15 protein-coding genes, 2 tRNA genes and 1 riboswitch are annotated in these 15,119 nt (G+C 68.3%); of the genes, 2 read left to right on the forward strand and 15 right to left on the reverse strand.

The window, feature by feature from the left end; genetic code table 11:
- Window positions 1-17: 17 nt before the first annotated feature.
- From KK7_RS0102160 to ccmC, 7 genes are read right to left on the reverse strand one after another with little or no spacing between them, the layout of a single operon-like run.
- Window positions 18-686 (reverse strand): tetratricopeptide repeat protein, encoded by a 669-nt coding sequence (locus tag KK7_RS0102160; protein WP_100207490.1) that lies wholly within the window; start codon window positions 684-686, stop codon window positions 18-20.
- On the reverse strand, window positions 683-1,090 hold the full coding sequence (locus KK7_RS0102165; protein ID WP_010543003.1) for a cytochrome c-type biogenesis protein: 408 nt from the start codon (window positions 1,088-1,090) through the stop codon (window positions 683-685). The genes KK7_RS0102160 and KK7_RS0102165 overlap by 4 nt, the downstream gene beginning before the upstream one ends.
- Window positions 1,087-1,614 (reverse strand): redoxin family protein, encoded by a 528-nt coding sequence (locus KK7_RS0102170; protein WP_010543004.1) that lies wholly within the window; start codon window positions 1,612-1,614, stop codon window positions 1,087-1,089. The genes KK7_RS0102165 and KK7_RS0102170 overlap by 4 nt, the downstream gene beginning before the upstream one ends.
- Window positions 1,611-3,539 (reverse strand): heme lyase CcmF/NrfE family subunit, encoded by a 1,929-nt coding sequence (locus KK7_RS0102175; RefSeq protein WP_010543005.1) that lies wholly within the window; start codon window positions 3,537-3,539, stop codon window positions 1,611-1,613. The genes KK7_RS0102170 and KK7_RS0102175 overlap by 4 nt, the downstream gene beginning before the upstream one ends.
- Window positions 3,536-3,970 carry a cytochrome c maturation protein CcmE gene (gene ccmE / locus KK7_RS19950; protein WP_040597374.1) on the reverse strand — a complete coding sequence of 145 codons (435 nt, stop codon included), beginning with the start codon at window positions 3,968-3,970 and terminating at the stop codon, window positions 3,536-3,538. The genes KK7_RS0102175 and ccmE overlap by 4 nt, the downstream gene beginning before the upstream one ends.
- Window positions 3,967-4,098 carry a hypothetical protein gene (locus KK7_RS23575; RefSeq protein WP_272941559.1) on the reverse strand — a complete coding sequence of 44 codons (132 nt, stop codon included), beginning with the start codon at window positions 4,096-4,098 and terminating at the stop codon, window positions 3,967-3,969. Before KK7_RS23575 ends, ccmE begins: the two co-directional genes overlap by 4 nt.
- Window positions 4,095-4,814 (reverse strand): heme ABC transporter permease CcmC, encoded by a 720-nt coding sequence (gene ccmC, locus KK7_RS0102185; RefSeq protein ID WP_010543007.1) that lies wholly within the window; start codon window positions 4,812-4,814, stop codon window positions 4,095-4,097. The genes KK7_RS23575 and ccmC overlap by 4 nt, the downstream gene beginning before the upstream one ends.
- A 109-nt stretch (window positions 4,815-4,923) precedes the next feature.
- A riboswitch (yybP-ykoY riboswitch) is annotated at window positions 4,924-5,107 on the forward strand.
- A gap of 10 nt (window positions 5,108-5,117) precedes the next feature.
- Between ccmC and KK7_RS0102190 the strand changes: the two genes are divergently transcribed.
- Window positions 5,118-5,690, forward strand: a complete 573-nt coding sequence (locus KK7_RS0102190) for a TMEM165/GDT1 family protein (RefSeq protein WP_010543008.1) — start codon at window positions 5,118-5,120, stop codon at window positions 5,688-5,690.
- 39 nt (window positions 5,691-5,729) lie between these two features.
- Here the strand turns inward: KK7_RS0102190 and KK7_RS0102195 are convergent, their stop codons facing one another.
- The 3 genes from KK7_RS0102195 to KK7_RS0102205 form a co-directional block, all read right to left on the reverse strand.
- Window positions 5,730-6,779 (reverse strand): Glu/Leu/Phe/Val family dehydrogenase, encoded by a 1,050-nt coding sequence (locus tag KK7_RS0102195; protein WP_010543009.1) that lies wholly within the window; start codon window positions 6,777-6,779, stop codon window positions 5,730-5,732.
- A gap of 32 nt (window positions 6,780-6,811) precedes the next feature.
- Window positions 6,812-6,888, reverse strand: a tRNA-His gene (locus tag KK7_RS0102200).
- Window positions 6,889-6,943: 55 nt separating this feature from the next.
- The gene (locus KK7_RS0102205; protein WP_010543010.1) at window positions 6,944-8,107 is read right to left on the reverse strand and encodes an ATPase, T2SS/T4P/T4SS family; all 1,164 of its coding nucleotides are present in this window, start codon (window positions 8,105-8,107) and stop codon (window positions 6,944-6,946) included.
- Between the two features lie 120 nt (window positions 8,108-8,227).
- Here KK7_RS0102205 and KK7_RS0102210 point away from each other — a divergent pair, with 120 nt between their 5' ends.
- Window positions 8,228-8,893 carry a prolyl hydroxylase family protein gene (locus tag KK7_RS0102210; RefSeq protein ID WP_010543011.1) on the forward strand — a complete coding sequence of 222 codons (666 nt, stop codon included), beginning with the start codon at window positions 8,228-8,230 and terminating at the stop codon, window positions 8,891-8,893.
- 55 nt (window positions 8,894-8,948) lie between these two features.
- Here the strand turns inward: KK7_RS0102210 and KK7_RS0102215 are convergent, their stop codons facing one another.
- The 5 genes from KK7_RS0102215 to KK7_RS0102235 all read right to left on the reverse strand — a co-directional run bounded on the left by KK7_RS0102215 (window position 8,949) and on the right by KK7_RS0102235 (window position 15,055).
- Window positions 8,949-11,621, reverse strand: a complete 2,673-nt coding sequence (locus tag KK7_RS0102215; RefSeq protein ID WP_010543012.1) for a TonB-dependent receptor domain-containing protein — start codon at window positions 11,619-11,621, stop codon at window positions 8,949-8,951.
- Between the two features lie 86 nt (window positions 11,622-11,707).
- Window positions 11,708-13,363 carry a hypothetical protein gene (locus KK7_RS0102220; RefSeq protein ID WP_010543013.1) on the reverse strand — a complete coding sequence of 552 codons (1,656 nt, stop codon included), beginning with the start codon at window positions 13,361-13,363 and terminating at the stop codon, window positions 11,708-11,710.
- A 206-nt stretch (window positions 13,364-13,569) separates the two neighbouring features.
- Window positions 13,570-14,460 (reverse strand): DMT family transporter, encoded by an 891-nt coding sequence (locus KK7_RS0102225; protein ID WP_010543014.1) that lies wholly within the window; start codon window positions 14,458-14,460, stop codon window positions 13,570-13,572.
- Between the two features lie 137 nt (window positions 14,461-14,597).
- A tRNA-Val gene (locus KK7_RS0102230) sits at window positions 14,598-14,672 on the reverse strand.
- A 110-nt stretch (window positions 14,673-14,782) separates the two neighbouring features.
- Window positions 14,783-15,055: an HU family DNA-binding protein gene (locus KK7_RS0102235; protein WP_010543015.1), complete on the reverse strand. Its 273-nt coding sequence runs from the start codon at window positions 15,053-15,055 to the stop codon at window positions 14,783-14,785.
- Window positions 15,056-15,119: the final 64 nt, after the last annotated feature.

Raw genomic sequence — 15,119 nt, forward strand, 5'->3', positions numbered from 1 at the left:
TAGAGCGGTTTCGGGGATCAGGGGGTGTTCGGCGCTTCCGGCCGCGCCGATCCGGCGGCAGCGGCGGCGGCAGCCAGGCCGGGGTCCAGCTTCAGCATCACCGCGACCATGCCGTCGCGGTAGCTCGCATCCTTGGGCAGCAGCTGGAGCGCCTTGCCCCATTCGGCCCTCGCCCCCGCCACGTCTCCCGACCGCGCCAGCGCGATTCCGTGATAGAAGGGCGGCCCGGGATGACTGGGATTGAGCGTCGCCGCCTTGTCGAACGCGAACTTCGCCGCGGGCGACAGCTGGTCGCCGTCATGCTCGGTGAGCGCCAGGCCCAGCCCCGCCCACAGCCCCGCATCGCCCGGCGCCTTGCGCACCGCCCCCAGCATGATGGTGGAGGCCAGCTGCGGCGCGCCCGCGCGGGTCATCGCGTCGGCCGCCATGAAATAGCTATAGTCGAAGTTGAACCGGCCGAAGAGCCCCTCGCGCACCGCAACCAGATCGGGATCAAGCGGACGCACGCTGGCGACGCCCTGCACCGGGTGATCGGGCAGGCCCGGCTGGCCCTGCCAGGCGTAGCCCGCGGCGGCCAGCATCAGCGCCATCGCCGGCACCGTCCAGAAGCGCCAGGGAAAGCGAATGAGTAGCAATAGCCCGATGGCCACCGCCGCGAAGACGCCGAAGACGAGCCACCCCATCATGCGGCCCTCCGCTGGAACAGGCGCCGCGCGAGCAGCACCCCTAGCCCGAGCAGCAGCAGCGGCATGATCCAGAGCGGCGCCGTCACCCAGCTGAGCGGCGGGTCATAGGTCACATAATCCCCATAGCGCTCGATCAGCCATTTGCGGACCTGCGCCGGGCGTTCTCCGGCGGCAATCCGTTGGCGGACGAGCGCGCGCATCTCGCCCGCCATGTCGGCATCGCTGTCGGCGATGCTCTGGCCCTGGCAGACCAGGCAGCGCAGCGTCTCCATCAGCGCCTTGGCCTGCGCTTCCTGGTCGGGATCGGCAAGCTGGGTATAGGCGAGCGGCGAGGCCGGCAGGGTCGAATCCGCCTGTGCCGCGCCGGCGAGCACCAGCACGAGCGGGACCAGCGCCCGCCTCATTTCGCCTTCTCCAGCGCGGCGAGCAGCTTGGGCACGTCTTCCTCGCGGATGTCGCCGACATGCTGGTCGACGATCACGCCGCGGGAATCGATCACGAAGGTCTCCGGCACGCCCGACGAGCCGAGCGACAGCTGTGCCCGCATGGCGCGATCATCGCCGATACGGGCATAGGGATCGCCGTTGCGGGCGAGAAAGGCCAGCACATCGGGATTGGTGTCGCGCACCGCGATCGCATCGATCTGCACGCCCGCCGCCTTCAGCTTCATCAGCTGCGGCGCCTCTGCCACGCACGGAATGCACCAGCTGGCGAAGACGTTGAGCAGCCGCGGCTTGCCCTTGGGCCAGGTCTTGGTGTCGATCCCCGGCCGGTCGGCGAGCATCGGCGGCAGATGCAGCGCCGGCAGGGGCTTGCCCACCATGGCGGAGCGGACGATGCGATCGCTCGGCTCGATCAGCCCGTTCACCACCAGCGCGAACACCAGCAGGAACAGGGCGAGCGGCAGCCAGATCAGCAGCTTCTTCATGCCCATTCCTCCTGTGCGCGTGCATCCCGCCGGGCACGCAGCACCCGGCCGAGCAGGGAGAGAAGCCCGCCCAGCGCGATCAGCCCGCCCCCTGCCCAGATCAGCGTCGCGAACGGCTTCCACCACAGGCGAAGCTGCCAGCGCCCCGAGGCATCGGCCGTACCGAGCACGGTATAGACCTGCCCGTCCCACAGCGTGGCGATGGCCGCCTCGCTGGTGTTGGTCGGCGGATTGGCGAAAAAGCGCTGCTGGGGCAGCAGCTCGAACGGTTGACCGGTTCCGCGCTGCACCTGCAGCCGCGCTTCCATTGCCGACCAGTTCGGCCCGATGGTCGGTCGCACCTCCGCCAGCGTGACTTTGAACGGGCCGACGGTGAGATTGTCGCCGATGGCGACCGCCGCCAGCCGCTCCTGCTTGAACAGCGTGTCCGCCGCCATGCCCGCCAGGCTCACCGCGATGCCGAGATGGGCGACGACCATGCCGTAGATCGGCAGCGGCGTCCGGCGCAGCGTGCGCTTCCACAGCGGCGCGATGCTGGCGGCCGCGAGCCCCAGGGCAAGCGCCAGCGCCAGCACCGCAATCGGCGAGGTGAAACCGCTCATCGCGAAGAACAGGGCAAAGGCGACGCCGGTGATCGCCACCGGGATGGTCAGACGCCCGAGCAGCGCCTGCGCCGAATCCCTGCGCCAGCGCAGCAGCGGCCCCGCCGCCGTGCCCGCGATCAGGAACAGCGCGATCGGCACCGCGGTCTTCTCGAAAAAGGGTGCCCCGATCGAGAGCTGCACGCCCATCGCCTGCGCGACCAGCGGGTAGAGGGTGCCGATCAGCACGATCCCCAGGATGACGCTGAGCAGCAGGTTGTTGAGCACCAGCGCCGCCTCGCGGCTGACCAGCTGGAAGGTCGCGCCTTGCGTCACCGTCCCCACGCGCGCGCCGAACAGCGCCAGCGCCCCGCCGATATAGAGGCCGAGGAGCGCCAGCAGGAAGCTGCCGCGCGTCGGATCCACCGCAAAGGCATGGACGCTGACCAGGATGCCCGAGCGGACCAGAAAGGTGCCGACCATCGACATCGAGAAGGCCACCACCGCCAGCATCAGCGTCCAGGCGCGCAGGCCGTCACGGGTCGCCAGCACATTGACCGAGTGGAGCAGCGCCGTCGCCGCCAGCCAGGGCATCAGCGAGGCGTTCTCCACCGGATCCCAGAACCACCAGCCGCCCCAGCCAAGCTCGTAATAGGCCCAGTAGCTGCCGGCGGTGATGCCGATCGTGAGGAAGATCCAGGCGGCGAGCACCCAGGGCCGCATCGCCTTGGCGAAGGCCGGGCCGACATCGCGCATCAGCAGCGCGGCGACCGCGAAGCTGAACGCCACCGACAGCCCGACATAGCCGAGATAGAGCGTGGGCGGGTGGAAGGCGAGGCCGGGGTCCTGGAGCAGCGGGTTGAGCCCCTGCCCGTCCGCGGGCGCCGGGTTCAGCCGCGCGAAGGGGTTCGAGGCGAAGGCCAGGAAGGCGTAGAAGCCGATCGCGATCGCGCCCTGTGCGGCCAGCGTCGCCGCCAGCGTCTCCGCCACCAGCCGCCGCTCGAACAGCGCGACGCCGGCACCCGCCACCGCCAGCACGGTGACCCAGAGCAGCATCGAGCCCTCATGGTTCCCCCAGGCGCCGGCGACCTTGTACAGCATCGGCTTTTGCGAATGGCTGTTCTCCGCCACCAGCAGGACGGACATGTCCGAGGTGACGAACAGCCAGATCAGGATCAGGAACGCGGCCAGCGCGAAGAGCGCCTGGACCAGCGCGATCTTGCGCACCCCCGGCAGCATCGCGCCAGGATCGCCCGCACGCGCAGCGGCGGCACCCAGCAGCAGCTGCGCGATGGCGAAGGCAGTGGCAAGCCACAGCGCCGCGAGCCCGGCTTCGGCGATCATGGCTCCAGCGACTCGCTCTTGTGCATCTTCCCCGCCATCTGGGGCGGCATGTAGCGCTCGTCATGCTTGGCGAGCAGATTGTCGGCGGCGAAGCTGCCATCGGGCTGGAACTGCCCCTCGGCGACCACACCCGATCCTTCGCGGAACAGGTCCGGTGTCACCCCGCGAAAGCGCACCGGCACCATCGCCTTGCCGTCGGTTACCTTGAACGCGATCGACACGCCGTCCCCGGCGCGAACGATCGAACCCTTCTCCACCATGCCCCCCAGACGCACCGCCTTGCCCAGCGGCAGCGGCTTTCCCGCAACATCGCCGGGCGCATAGAAGAACGCCGCCTGGTCCTTGAGCGCGGAGAGCGCCAGCAGCGCCGCGCCGACGATCGCCGCAACCGCCAGCAACGCCAGCGTCAACCGTTGATGCTTTGCCTTCACGCGCGGCGCCCCAGCGCGTCGGCCGCCGCCTCGGCGCGGCGCATCGCCCACCAGCTGGCACCGGCAAGCCCGCCGGTGCCCAGTGCCGCCACCAGATAGGCGGCGGTGACGAACCACCAGTGATTCATTGCGCCGCCCTCCGCCGCAGCCGTGCCTCTACCTTCTGCTGGGCAAGCAGCGCGCGCATCCGCATCAGCACGATGGCGCCGAACAACAGACTGAATCCTGCGAGCGTGAACCAGAGCGGCCACAGCATCGAGGCATCGATGCTGCTGCGGGTCAGCCCGATGCTCTCGCCCTGATGGAGCGTGTTCCACCAGACCACCGAATAGCGGATGATCGGCAGCAGCACGGTGCCGGCCACGCCGAACAGCGCCGGAATGCGCCCGTCGCCGCTCCGTTCGGCATCCGCACGGGCGAGCGCGATCCAGGCGATGTAGATGAAGAACAGCAGCAGCATGCTGGTCAGCCGCCCGTCCCACTCCCACCAGGTGCCCCAGGTGGGGCGGCCCCAGATCGATCCGCTGATCAGGCAGATCGCGGCGAACACCGCGCCCGCCGGCGCCATCGCACGCGCGGCGACGATCGCCAGCGGATGCCGCCAGATCAGATAGGCGAGGCACGCCGCCGCCAGCCCGCTCCACCCGCCCATGCCCAGCCACGCGGTGGGCACATGGATGTAGAGGATGCGGACGCTGTCCTTCTGCAGATAGTCGGCAGGCGTCTGGGTCAGCCCCGCCCAGGCGCCGAACAGGGTCAGCGCCAGCCCCACCCAGAACAGGGCCGGGGTCAGCGGTCGGGCGATCTTGAGGAAACGCGCCGGGTTGGCGAGGGCATGGAGCATCGGCACGGGAGGAGAATTAGCCGGCTTTCGCGGGAATCCAAGCAGGGATTCCACGCACGTTGGCCTTGCAGCGGATGGGGTTGCAAAGCCAAGCAGGTCCGGCTACCCCGCCCCTGTCATCTGGGGAGTAGCCAGCCGGTGCCGCGCGCACCGGGCGCCCGCGTCAACATACTTGGTCGAGAGGCCATGGCGCAGGCGGAGCCGCAAGGTTCGGGCGAGACCAATGGCGTCGCATCTCCGCTCGTGCCGGGCGGGGAGATGCGATGTCGTTGGATTCGTGCCCGCCCGGCCCCGGAGAATTTCTTGGAAGCCCTGCTCACCTCCACCGCGGTGGTCGCGCTCGCTGAAATCGGCGACAAGACCCAGCTGCTGGCCATTCTGCTCGCCACCCGCTTCAAAAAGCCGGTGCCGATCATCTGCGGCATCTTCGCCGCGACGATCGCCAACCATTTCCTCGCCGCGCTGGTCGGTGCCGAAGTCGCCGGGCTGCTCGACAGCCCGTGGTTCCGCTACGCGATCGCCGTCTCGTTCGTCGCGATGGGGCTGTGGACGCTGATCCCGGACAAGCTCGACGAAGACGAAGCGCCCAGGCCCGCCCGGTTCGGCGCGTTCCTCACCACCGCGATCGCCTTCTTCCTGGTCGAGATGGGCGACAAGACCCAGGTCGCCACGGTCGCGCTCGGCGCGCGCTTCCATGCGGTGCTGCCGGTAACGGCGGGCACGACGCTGGGGATGATGCTCGCCAATGTCCCGGCGGTGTTCCTCGGCAAGGCGGTGATCGAGCGGGTGCCGCTGACCACCGTGCACCGCATCGCGGCAATGCTGTTCGTCGCGATCGGCCTGTGGCTCGCGGCGCAGACGGCGGGGTGGCTCTGATAGCAAAAGACCCTCCCCGCGATGGGGAGGGTCCTTGGATTAGCGGCCGATCAGGCGCTGGGCGATCCGGTCGGCGACTTCGCTCGAGGGATCGCCGGTCGCGGCGCTTTCGTCCCACACCTGGTTGAGGCGCACCGGGATCTTCTCGACCCGGGCGTCCACCTCGGAGCGGTCACCCTGCCCCAGATATTCGAGCGCCACGTTGATGATGCCGCCGGCGTTGATCACGTAATCCGGCGCATAGACGATGCCGCGCGCGTGCAGGCGGTGGCCGTCCTCGCGCGTGGCGAGCTGGTTGTTCGCACCACCGGCGACGACGCGCACCTTCAGCGCCTCGATCGACTGTTCGGTGAGGATCGCACCCAGCGCGCAGGGGCTGAGAATGTCCGCCTCGTGGGTCAGGATCGCATCGGCGTCGATCGCCTCGGCGCCCAGTTCGGCCGCAAGTGCCTTGGCGCGGTCCACGCTCACATCGGCCAGGATCAGCTTGGCGCCGTCTGCCGCCAGCAGCCGGGCAAGCCCGCCGCCGACCGAACCGACGCCCTGGATCGCGACACGAACGCCGGCCATCGAGTCGACGCCGAGGCCGCGCTTCGCCGCTGCCTTGACGCCGAGATAGACGCCGCGCGCCGTCACCGGGCCCGGATCGCCGCCCGCGCTGCCCGCCGCCACCGGCAGGCCGGAGACGTGCTTGGTCTGGGTCGCGACGACCTTCATGCGGGCCTCGGACATGCCGACATCCTCGGCCGTCACATAGCGGCCGTTCAGCGATTCGACCGCGCGGCCAAAGGCTTCCAGCTGCGCCTGGGTCACTTCCGCGCCCGGCTTGTCCGCGAGGATCACGCCCTTGCCGCCGCCCATCGGCAGATCGGCCATGGCGTTCTTGTAGCTCATGCCGCGCGAGAGGCGGAGCGCATCGGTGATCGCGGCGCGGTGATCGGCATAATGCCAGAAGCGCACGCCGCCGGCAGCGGCGCCCAGGGCCGTCGAGTGGACGGCGATGATCGCGCTAAGGCCCGATGCCCGATCCGAGAAGAGGTGAACGCCCTCGTGGTCGTCGAAATCTGGAAAGCCCCAGTCGGTGATCATGGATGGATCCGCGCTGTGATGAAGGGGGAAAGTGGGGCGACCAACGGGAATTGAACCCGCAACCTCTGGTACCACAAACCAGCGCTCTAACCAATTGAGCTATGGTCGCCGTGAAGGAGTGCGCGCTTAGCGGGCTCCGAAGCGGAGCGCAAGATCCTTACGCGTCATCCGCGGGAAATTCTAACAGCCTCCTCCGGCGTCGTCACCCCGGTGCGGGCAAGCGCACGGGCGGCGGAGCCCAGATTGGGCATGGTGACGAAGGCGTGGCGCGCGAGAATCGCCGCGTCGCCGCCATCGTTGACCAGCCGCCGAATCGTCGCGTCGCCGCGAATCGCCTCGAACACCCCGGTCCGCCCGGCAAAGCCGCTACCGTCGCAGACCGCGCAGCCGACCGCGGCATAGACGATCGCACCGGGATCGAAGCCGAGGAGCGCCGAGACCGAGCCGGTCGCCTGCACGGGCTCGCGGCACGATGCGCACAGGCGTCGCACCAGCCGCTGGCCCAGCACCAGCGACAGCGTGGAGGCGAGCTGGAACGCCTCCACCCGCCAGCTGCGCATCTGCTGGATCGCGGCGATGGCATCGCTCGCCTCGATCCCGGCGAGCACCAGCCGCCCGTTGGCCGCCGCGTCCGCTGCCGCTGCCGCCGCCGCGCGATCCTCCAGCGAATCGAGCAGCAGCACGTCCACGTCCTGCACCGCGCCGGCCCGAAGCGCTTCGGCCGCACCGATCTCGCCGGCCCGCAGCCAGGCCACGCCCGGCACCCCGTCCGCGTCCGCCCGCACCACCGCCAGACCGGGGCGGCCGGAATGTGCGGCGAGCCCCAACAGGGTGCGCAGCGTCCTGCTGCGGCCGTGCCCCGGCGGCGCGGCGACCAGGACCAGCCCGGTATGCGCCAATGCCGCGCGCACCTCCTGCGCCAGCGCCGCCCGCATGCCGAGCGCCTCGAGCTCGCGATGCTCGGTGCGGTCCGGCGTACGCTGCAGCACCACGCGCACCCCCCCCAGGATCGGCAGCAGCGCAGCCGACAGCTGCTCCTTGCCCCAGCGCAGCTCGCCCCGCGCCGGTTGGGCGGGTGGCAGCGCCACCCCGGCGCGCACGCCGATCTCCTGCACCAGTGCCGCGCCCTGCTCCGGCGGCAGCGCGCGATGGGCCTGGATCCGCCCCGCAACCCGCAGCGCGATCGCGGCTCCCGCCGGTCCGGTCTCGATATGGATATGGGTGGCCTGGCCCGCCGCGGCGTCGCCGAGCAGCGCGTCCAGCAGCCCCGCCGGAGCCGATGGCGACGCCGCCCGCCCCTTCACATGCCGTTCGGCCTCAATCTGCACGCCTCGTCCCCCCTGTTGGGCCGCCCAGCGCTACGCACCCTTGATGACAGATCGGCTGCATTTTCATGACCGTTACGGGTCATGCTGGCGAGAGCCGGCGAGCTTTGGCACAAGCACGCCATGCAGCCAGTATCCCTCCCCCATCTCGGCAGCGGCCACCCCTCCGAGCCCGTTGTCGAGCGCATTCTCGACTATCCTGGCATCCAGAAGGTGCCGAGCCCCAAGGTCGCCTTGTTCATGGCGCGCAATTTCCTCGATTCCGGGCAGTGCGCGGCACTGATGGCGCGAATCGACGAACATCGGCGCCCCTCCACGCTCGCCAATGCCGGCGACGACTATGCCTTCCGCACCAGCGAGACCTGCGACCTGGCGGCGGAGGATCCGCTGGCGATCGACCTCAAGGCGCGCATCCTGGAATTGATCGGCCTCGACCCCGATCATGCGGAGCCGATGCAGGGACAGCGCTACGCGGTGGGCCAGGAGTTCAAGGCGCACACCGACTATTTCGATCCCGGCAGCGTCGATTTCGACAAATATTGCAGCGTCGCCGGTCAGCGCACCTGGACGGTGATGCTCTATCTCAACGAGGTGGAGGCCGGCGGCGCCACCCGCTTCAAGGCGATCGACAAGATCGTCCAGCCCGAGGCGGGCAAGCTGCTCGCCTGGAACAACCTTCGCCCCGACGGTACCGTAAACCCCGCGACCATCCACCATGCGATGAAGGTCCGCGCCGGGTGCAAATACGTCATCACCCAGTGGTTCCGCGAACGGCCCTGGGGCTGGTGAGCGGGGCGCCCGTCCGCCGGCGGTGCGGCGGCGGGCCCCTCGCCTTTCCTTTTCGTCAGAAGGTCGTCGAGAGCGACAGCTGCACCGTCGTCCCCGGCGAATAACGATTATACACCACGGTGCGCGTGCCGTTCGACTGCAGTTCCTTGTAGAGGCGCCCCGTCAGGTTGCGCGCCTCCAGCTTCAGGTCGAGCTGGTGGCCGGCCACCATCACCCCCTGGCGCGCGACGAAGTCCAGGTTGAACCCCGGATATTCGTACACGTCAGGCTGGCTCTGGTTGGCGAGGCCGCGGCTGGTCACGCGCTTGCTGGCATAGGACAGGATGAAGGTCTGCTGCGAGAGCAGCCCGTCCTTCTCCATGCCGAGCTGCAGGTTGACCAGATGGTCCGACTGGCCGGTGAGCGAGGCGCCGTCGCGGAAATAGTCGGTCGCGTTGGTCGAGGAGGCGGCATAGACCGCGGTGCGGTCGCCCTGCTTCACCTGCAGCTTGGATTTGGTGAAGGTGTAGTTGGCGATCACCAGCAGACTGCGATCGGTGAAGAACGCGCCGCCCAGCCAGTCGGCAAGCCCGAACGTCTTCTGCGCTTCCAGTTCGGCGCCGTAGAGATTGGCCTTGGGCGCATTGGCGAAGCTGGTCACCAGCACGTCGCTGCCGGTGATGAAGGTCTCGATCGGCTTGTTGATCCGCTTGTAGAAGGCTGCCGCCGACACGCGCTGGTCGTTGCCGATATACCATTCGAACCGGCCTTCGCCATTGTACAGGGTGCTGTCCTGCAGCAGCGGGTTGCCCTGATACTGGCGGTTGGTCTCGGGATCGAAATAGAACTGGTAGATCAGCTCGCGGAACTGCGGACGCGCGATCGTCTTCGAGGCGTTGAGGCGGAACTGCATCTTCGGCTCGAACTGCCAGGTCAGCGTCGCCGCCGGCAGCCAGTAGTTGTTGTCGAGATTGGTGCCCGCCGTGCTGGCGCCCGGGGTCTTGAACACCTGCGCGGGGGTCACCGTCTCCTTTGCCGTCTCGTAGCGCAGGCCGGTGTCGATCGAGAGCTTGGGCGTGATCTGATAGACCGCACGGCCGTAGCCGGCATGGTTGCGCAGCGCGGCGTTGAACGCCGGATTGCCCTCGTTGGTCTCGACCAGCGCGATCTTGTAATAGTCGATGATCGCGCTGCCGAGCAGCAGGTCCGGCCGCAGCATCGCCACCCCGTTGGGGAAGCTGCTGGGCGCGCTGAACTGGAAATCACGGCGCGCGCTGAACCGCTTGGTCTTGAGGTAGCTGTAGCCGGCCGACAGGCTCAGATCGGGGATCGGCTTGAAGGTCAGGTCCGCACCGGCCGAGTAGAGATTCTCGTTGAGGTCCGAATAGCTGACCGTCGCGTCACCGCCATTGCCGTTGTTGAGACGATTGATGAAGAACTTCCCATAGGGATCGGCATCGACGTTGGTGCGAATATATTCGAAGAACAGCTCGCTCGGCGACTTGCGCTTGGAATTGGCGTAGCTGCCGCGCAGATCGAGGCTCAGCGTCGGGGTCAGCTTGAACTCGCCGACCAGCTGCGTATCGACCAGCTGGCGCTCGAACCAGCGGGTATCCTGCTGCTGGAACTCGGAAATCTCGTTGCCGCCGCGCTTGCCGATGCCGAGCCGGGTGTTCTTCAGCGTGTCGCGAATGTACACGTTGGTCCAGCGCAGCTTGTTGTCGCCGAACTCGAAGCCGAGGCCGACCAGCCCGTTCAGCACCACGCGATTGTCGGTCAGCACGCGGCGGAAATCGCTTTCCAGCACCGACAGGTCCTGGGTGATCGAGTATTGCTGAACCGCGTCGCGCACGTTCCACTTGTTGCTGTAGCCCGCGGTGGCGATCACGCCGACCGTGGTGTCGCCCACGTCCCATGACTTGCCGGCGGACAGGCTCGTCGACCAGTTGGGCGGCAGGTTGAGGTTCCGCTGGAGCAGCGCGTTCCTGCCGTTGACCAGCTGCTTGGCGATCGCCCCGCCATCGACCGTGCCGGAGCTCAGCCGCGCCCCGCTGTCGAAATAGGCCTGGAGCGCGGGGGCGATGGCGCGGCTGCCGTCGTCGAAGCCGGTCCAGTCATGCCCGCCGCCGGCATAGACATAGCCGAGCTGGCCGGTCGCACGGCTGTTGCCGCCGATGCCGCCGCTCACGGTAAGGAAGCCCTGCTTGGGCAGGGCATTGGTGGTGAGGTTGATGACGCCGCCGCCGAACTCGCCGGGATAGTTCACCGAGAAGCTCTTCTGGACCAGCGACGAGGACACGACGTTGGTCGGGAACAGGTCGAGCGGGACAACCCGCTTTAGCGGCTCGGGGCTCGGCAGCGGGGAGCCGTTGAGCAGCGCCAGCGAATAGCGATCGCCCAGGCCGCGCACGAAGACATAGCCGTTGCCGACCACGCTGAGGCCGGTGACGCGGCCCAGCGCGCCGGCGATGTCGCCCTCGCCCGTCCGCTGGATATCGGCGGCGGACAGCACCGAGACGACCTGCGGGATATCGCGCGTGAGGTTCACGCGCCGTCCGGTCACGACGATCTCGCCGGGGACGGAAACGTCCGGCGTCTCCTCCTGCTGCGCCTCCGGGGCAGCGGCGGCGGTGGCCGGGCTCGCCTGCGGGTCGGAGGGCACGGGCGCGGTCTGGGCGCAAGCGATCGCGGGCGCGACGAGCGCGGAAGAGAGAAGCAGCAGGCTGGCAAGCCCCAACGACTTGGTCATCGTGAACCCCTAGTTCTTTTATCGGCAAAGGGCGGGGCGTGCCCGTGATGGCCACGCCCCGCCCCCCGGTCAGGTCAGGCTTGGCCTCAGCTGGTCGGCAGCGAGGTGCACGAACGGCTGGTCACGCTCGTGTTGTCGAACGCGGCATAGCCCGAGTTGCAGGTCCAGCCGGCGTACCAGGTGTCCTGCGCGTTGCGGACGGCGCCGATCCAGGTGGTGGTGTCGAAGAAGCCGGTCGAGTCGAGCGTCTTCGGGTCGGTCGCGGTCACCGCGGTTTCCGCGGTGCCGTTCACGAACAGGGTGGCCAGCGTGTTGATGAAGCTGTCCGTGTTGTTGTTCGCGCCCGCGCCAAATGCCGCCGTCACCGCTGCTACATTGTAGGTGCCGGTGCCGACATATTTGGTGGCATTGCACTGGAACGCCACCGAGCGGGCCACCAGCGTCGCCGGGGTCGCGCCGGAGCCGTTCATGCGCAGGCACTCGTTGTTCGGCGAGATCACAAGGCCGTTGATCAGCGTCAGGTCCGCATTGCCGCGCAGCAGGATCGAGGCCTGGCCATTGGCTTCGTTGTCGCTGCTCAGCTGGCTCTGGATCGCCGTGAAGTTGGCGATCTTGGTGTTCTGGCGCGGCGTGTCGCCCTCGTTGCCGTTGCTGTCGACTTCCATCAGCGTATCGCCCTTGCCCGGGCGCTGGATCAGCAGGACATATTGGAACAAGCCCTGCAGGCCGGTGTCGATGTCGAGGCTGTCATCATCGGCGCCGGTGGCGATATAGTGCTTGAAGCGCACCGACCCGCCGAAGAACTCCATGCCGTCGTCCGAGCTGTTGTGGCTCTGGATATAGTCGAGCGTGGTACCGCTGCCGGTGCCTTCGGTGGTCAGCGCCTGCAGCTCGCGATCCGCACCGAGCACATAGCCCGAATAGCGGATCTGGACGTACTTCATCGTGCCGGCATTGTAGCTGTCGTCGTTGCCACCGAAGACCGCCGGATCGGCCGACCCCTCGGTTGCGCGCTCGCACGTGCCGGCGGCGGTGGTGCCGGTGTTGCAGTCCGTGATGCGCGCGCGGCCCAGCAGCACGACGCCGCCCCATTGGCCGAAGGACGAATCGTTGTTGATGCCCAGCACGTTGTCACGGCTGGTGAAAATGATCGGCGCGCTGGCGGTGCCGGTCGCGTTGATGCGGTTGCCGCGGTTGACTGCCAGCCAGGAGGTGCCCGTGCCGCCGAAGATGATGACGCCCGGCTGGATCGTCAGCGTGACGCCCGTGTCCGCGGTCAGCTGGCCGCTGCCGTTCAGGCTGAAGCCGTTGGCGGCGGTGCAGCCCACGGTGGAGCTGGCGCGCGGCGCACCGCTGGTCGGCGCCGAGAAGCCGCCGTCGCAGCCGACGTCGACGCGACCCTTAATCTGATAAAGCAGGCCGGCGATCTTCGGCAGTTCGATGCTCCTCGATACGATCGAGGGCAGCGTGCACACGCGCCAGGTGCCGGTCGGGCCGGTGATCGTGCCGTCGTCGGTCAGCCCCTTGGGGTCGGCGATCGTCGGGCAGCCGGTGGCCGCGGTGACCAGCGTCGCCGTGGGTGTCGGCGTCGGCGTCGGCGCAGGGGTCGGCGCGGGATTGTTGATGATGACGTTGCCGCCGGTACCCGGCGAAGCGATGTCGTTCGCGCCGTCGCAGGCCGAAAGCGCGGCACCCGCGCAGCTCGTCATTAGAATAAGGGCAACGCGTTTGAAGCTGGCCATAATGTCTCCGTTCCGGCCGACGCCGGTTCTTGTGCGCGAATGCGATTCGGTGCGGGATCGACTCGGCAGTTCCCCCCGTCGGCCGCAGCCCGGCAGCTAGGCGCGACACATGACGCCCGCATGCGACGTCCAAGTCAGATCGGAGACGTTTGCGTTACAGCTAAAAGACAGCGCCGCCAGCCGTACCGCCGCGGGACGGCGGTCGCCTACAGGCCTGCCGTCAGCACCACGCCAAGACACACGGCCAGGCCGGCGATGGCCTGGCGCACGCTCAGCGCCTCGCGGAACAGGCGGTGTCCCGCGACCGCGGCGATCGGCATCTCGACAACGCCGAGCGACCGCACCGCGGCGGCCGGTGCGAGGTTGAGCGCGAAGAACCATCCCGACGAGGCCAGCGCCCCGAACAGCCCTGCCCCCAGCGACCCTCGCCAGCCGGCGATCACCGCCCGTAGCGCCGCCGGATCCCGCCACAGCAGAAACAGCACCAGCGCTGCCGTCTGCACCGCCTGCACCAGGGTCACGCTGGTCATTGCCGCGAAGAACGGATGACGCGGCTCAAGCGCGAGACCGGCGTGACGGAAGCCGTTCAGCGCCAGCCCGAAGAGCAGCCCCGACAGCGTGCCGAACACCACACCCGGCAGCAGACGCCCTTGGCCGCCCACGTCCCGCGGCCAGACCAGTACCGCAAGCCCCGCGGTCGTCACCGCCACGCCCACCCACCCGACCACGCTCAGCGTGTCGCCGAACACGATCAGCCCGGCGAGTGCGGCGAGCGGCACTGAACTCTGCTGGAGCGCGGTGCCGACGGCGAAGCCGGCGTGGTGCATCGCCTGGAGCAGCGCGGCGGTGGCCAGCACCTGCGCCAGGGCGCCCAGCAGCGCAGGCCACCAAAAGGCCAGGCCGAACTGGGGATGCAGCTGTGCCGGGCCCGCGACGAGCAGGGCAAGGAGCATCAGCGCGACCGAGAATGGCAGGCCGAACAGGAACCGCACCAGCGTCGCGCCCCAGGGGCCGCTCGACGCCATCATGCCGCGCTGGAAGGCATTGCGCGCCACCTGGAATGCCGCCGCCGCGATGGTCGCCCCTGCCCACAACATCGAAACCGCCTCCTCTGCACGCCCGGCGCAGGGATCGGTAGGGTCCGGCGATCGGGTGTAGTAAAGCGCCTATCGCGCCCTGCTGCAGCGCACAACGAAAAAGCCCGTCGAACCGGGGTCCGACGGGCTTCTCTACATGGTGGGCGCGGCTGGGATTGAACCAGCGACCCCTGCGGTGTGAACACAGTGCTCTACCACTGAGCTACGCGCCCATTGGCCTGGCGGTGAAAACCGTGTCGGCCGAAACGGGAAGCGGGCCTTTACGGTGCGGTTGGCGGCCTGTCCAGCCCCGTTTCACACCCTCGCCCGAATTTTTTGATGCTTAGTTGACCGAGTCCTTCAGCACCTTGCCCGGCTTGAACTTGGGCTGGTTCGAGGCCTTGATGGTCATTTCCTCGCCGGTGCGCGGGTTGCGGCCGGTCGAGGCCTTGCGCTTGCTGACCGAGAAGGTGCCGAAGCCGACGAGACGGACCTCGTCCCCCTTCTTGAGCGACGCGGTGATCACGTCGAATACCGCTTCGACGGCCTTGATCGCGTCACCCTTGGCCAGGCCCGATACGTCAGCGACCTGACCGATCAGCTCTTGCTTGTTCATGCTGGTGCAAACCCCCTGAAATCGTGCGGGATACCGCGTTGGTTATGATGGATAGCCGAATGAG

This window comes from Sphingomonas elodea ATCC 31461 (assembly GCF_000226955.1).
In the GTDB taxonomy this organism is placed as follows: domain Bacteria; phylum Pseudomonadota; class Alphaproteobacteria; order Sphingomonadales; family Sphingomonadaceae; genus Sphingomonas; species Sphingomonas elodea.

What these genes read in the sequence shown, in the direction of transcription:
- KK7_RS0102160 (WP_100207490.1), bottom strand. Translation starts at nt 686, where the DNA reads ATGATGGGGTGGCTCGTCTTCGGCGTCTTCGCGGCGGTGGCCATCGGG.
- KK7_RS0102165 (WP_010543003.1), bottom strand. Translation starts at nt 1,090, where the DNA reads ATGAGGCGGGCGCTGGTCCCGCTCGTGCTGGTGCTCGCCGGCGCGGCA.
- KK7_RS0102170 (WP_010543004.1), bottom strand. Translation starts at nt 1,614, where the DNA reads ATGAAGAAGCTGCTGATCTGGCTGCCGCTCGCCCTGTTCCTGCTGGTG.
- KK7_RS0102175 (WP_010543005.1), bottom strand. Translation starts at nt 3,539, where the DNA reads ATGATCGCCGAAGCCGGGCTCGCGGCGCTGTGGCTTGCCACTGCCTTC.
- KK7_RS23575 (WP_272941559.1), bottom strand. Translation starts at nt 4,098, where the DNA reads ATGAATCACTGGTGGTTCGTCACCGCCGCCTATCTGGTGGCGGCACTG.
- ccmC (WP_010543007.1), bottom strand. Translation starts at nt 4,814, where the DNA reads ATGCTCCATGCCCTCGCCAACCCGGCGCGTTTCCTCAAGATCGCCCGA.
- KK7_RS0102195 (WP_010543009.1), bottom strand. Translation starts at nt 6,779, where the DNA reads ATGATCACCGACTGGGGCTTTCCAGATTTCGACGACCACGAGGGCGTT.
- KK7_RS0102210 (WP_010543011.1), top strand. Translation starts at nt 8,228, where the DNA reads ATGCAGCCAGTATCCCTCCCCCATCTCGGCAGCGGCCACCCCTCCGAG.
- KK7_RS0102215 (WP_010543012.1), bottom strand. Translation starts at nt 11,621, where the DNA reads ATGACCAAGTCGTTGGGGCTTGCCAGCCTGCTGCTTCTCTCTTCCGCG.
- KK7_RS0102220 (WP_010543013.1), bottom strand. Translation starts at nt 13,363, where the DNA reads ATGGCCAGCTTCAAACGCGTTGCCCTTATTCTAATGACGAGCTGCGCG.
- KK7_RS0102225 (WP_010543014.1), bottom strand. Translation starts at nt 14,460, where the DNA reads ATGTTGTGGGCAGGGGCGACCATCGCGGCGGCGGCATTCCAGGTGGCG.
- KK7_RS0102235 (WP_010543015.1), bottom strand. Translation starts at nt 15,055, where the DNA reads ATGAACAAGCAAGAGCTGATCGGTCAGGTCGCTGACGTATCGGGCCTG.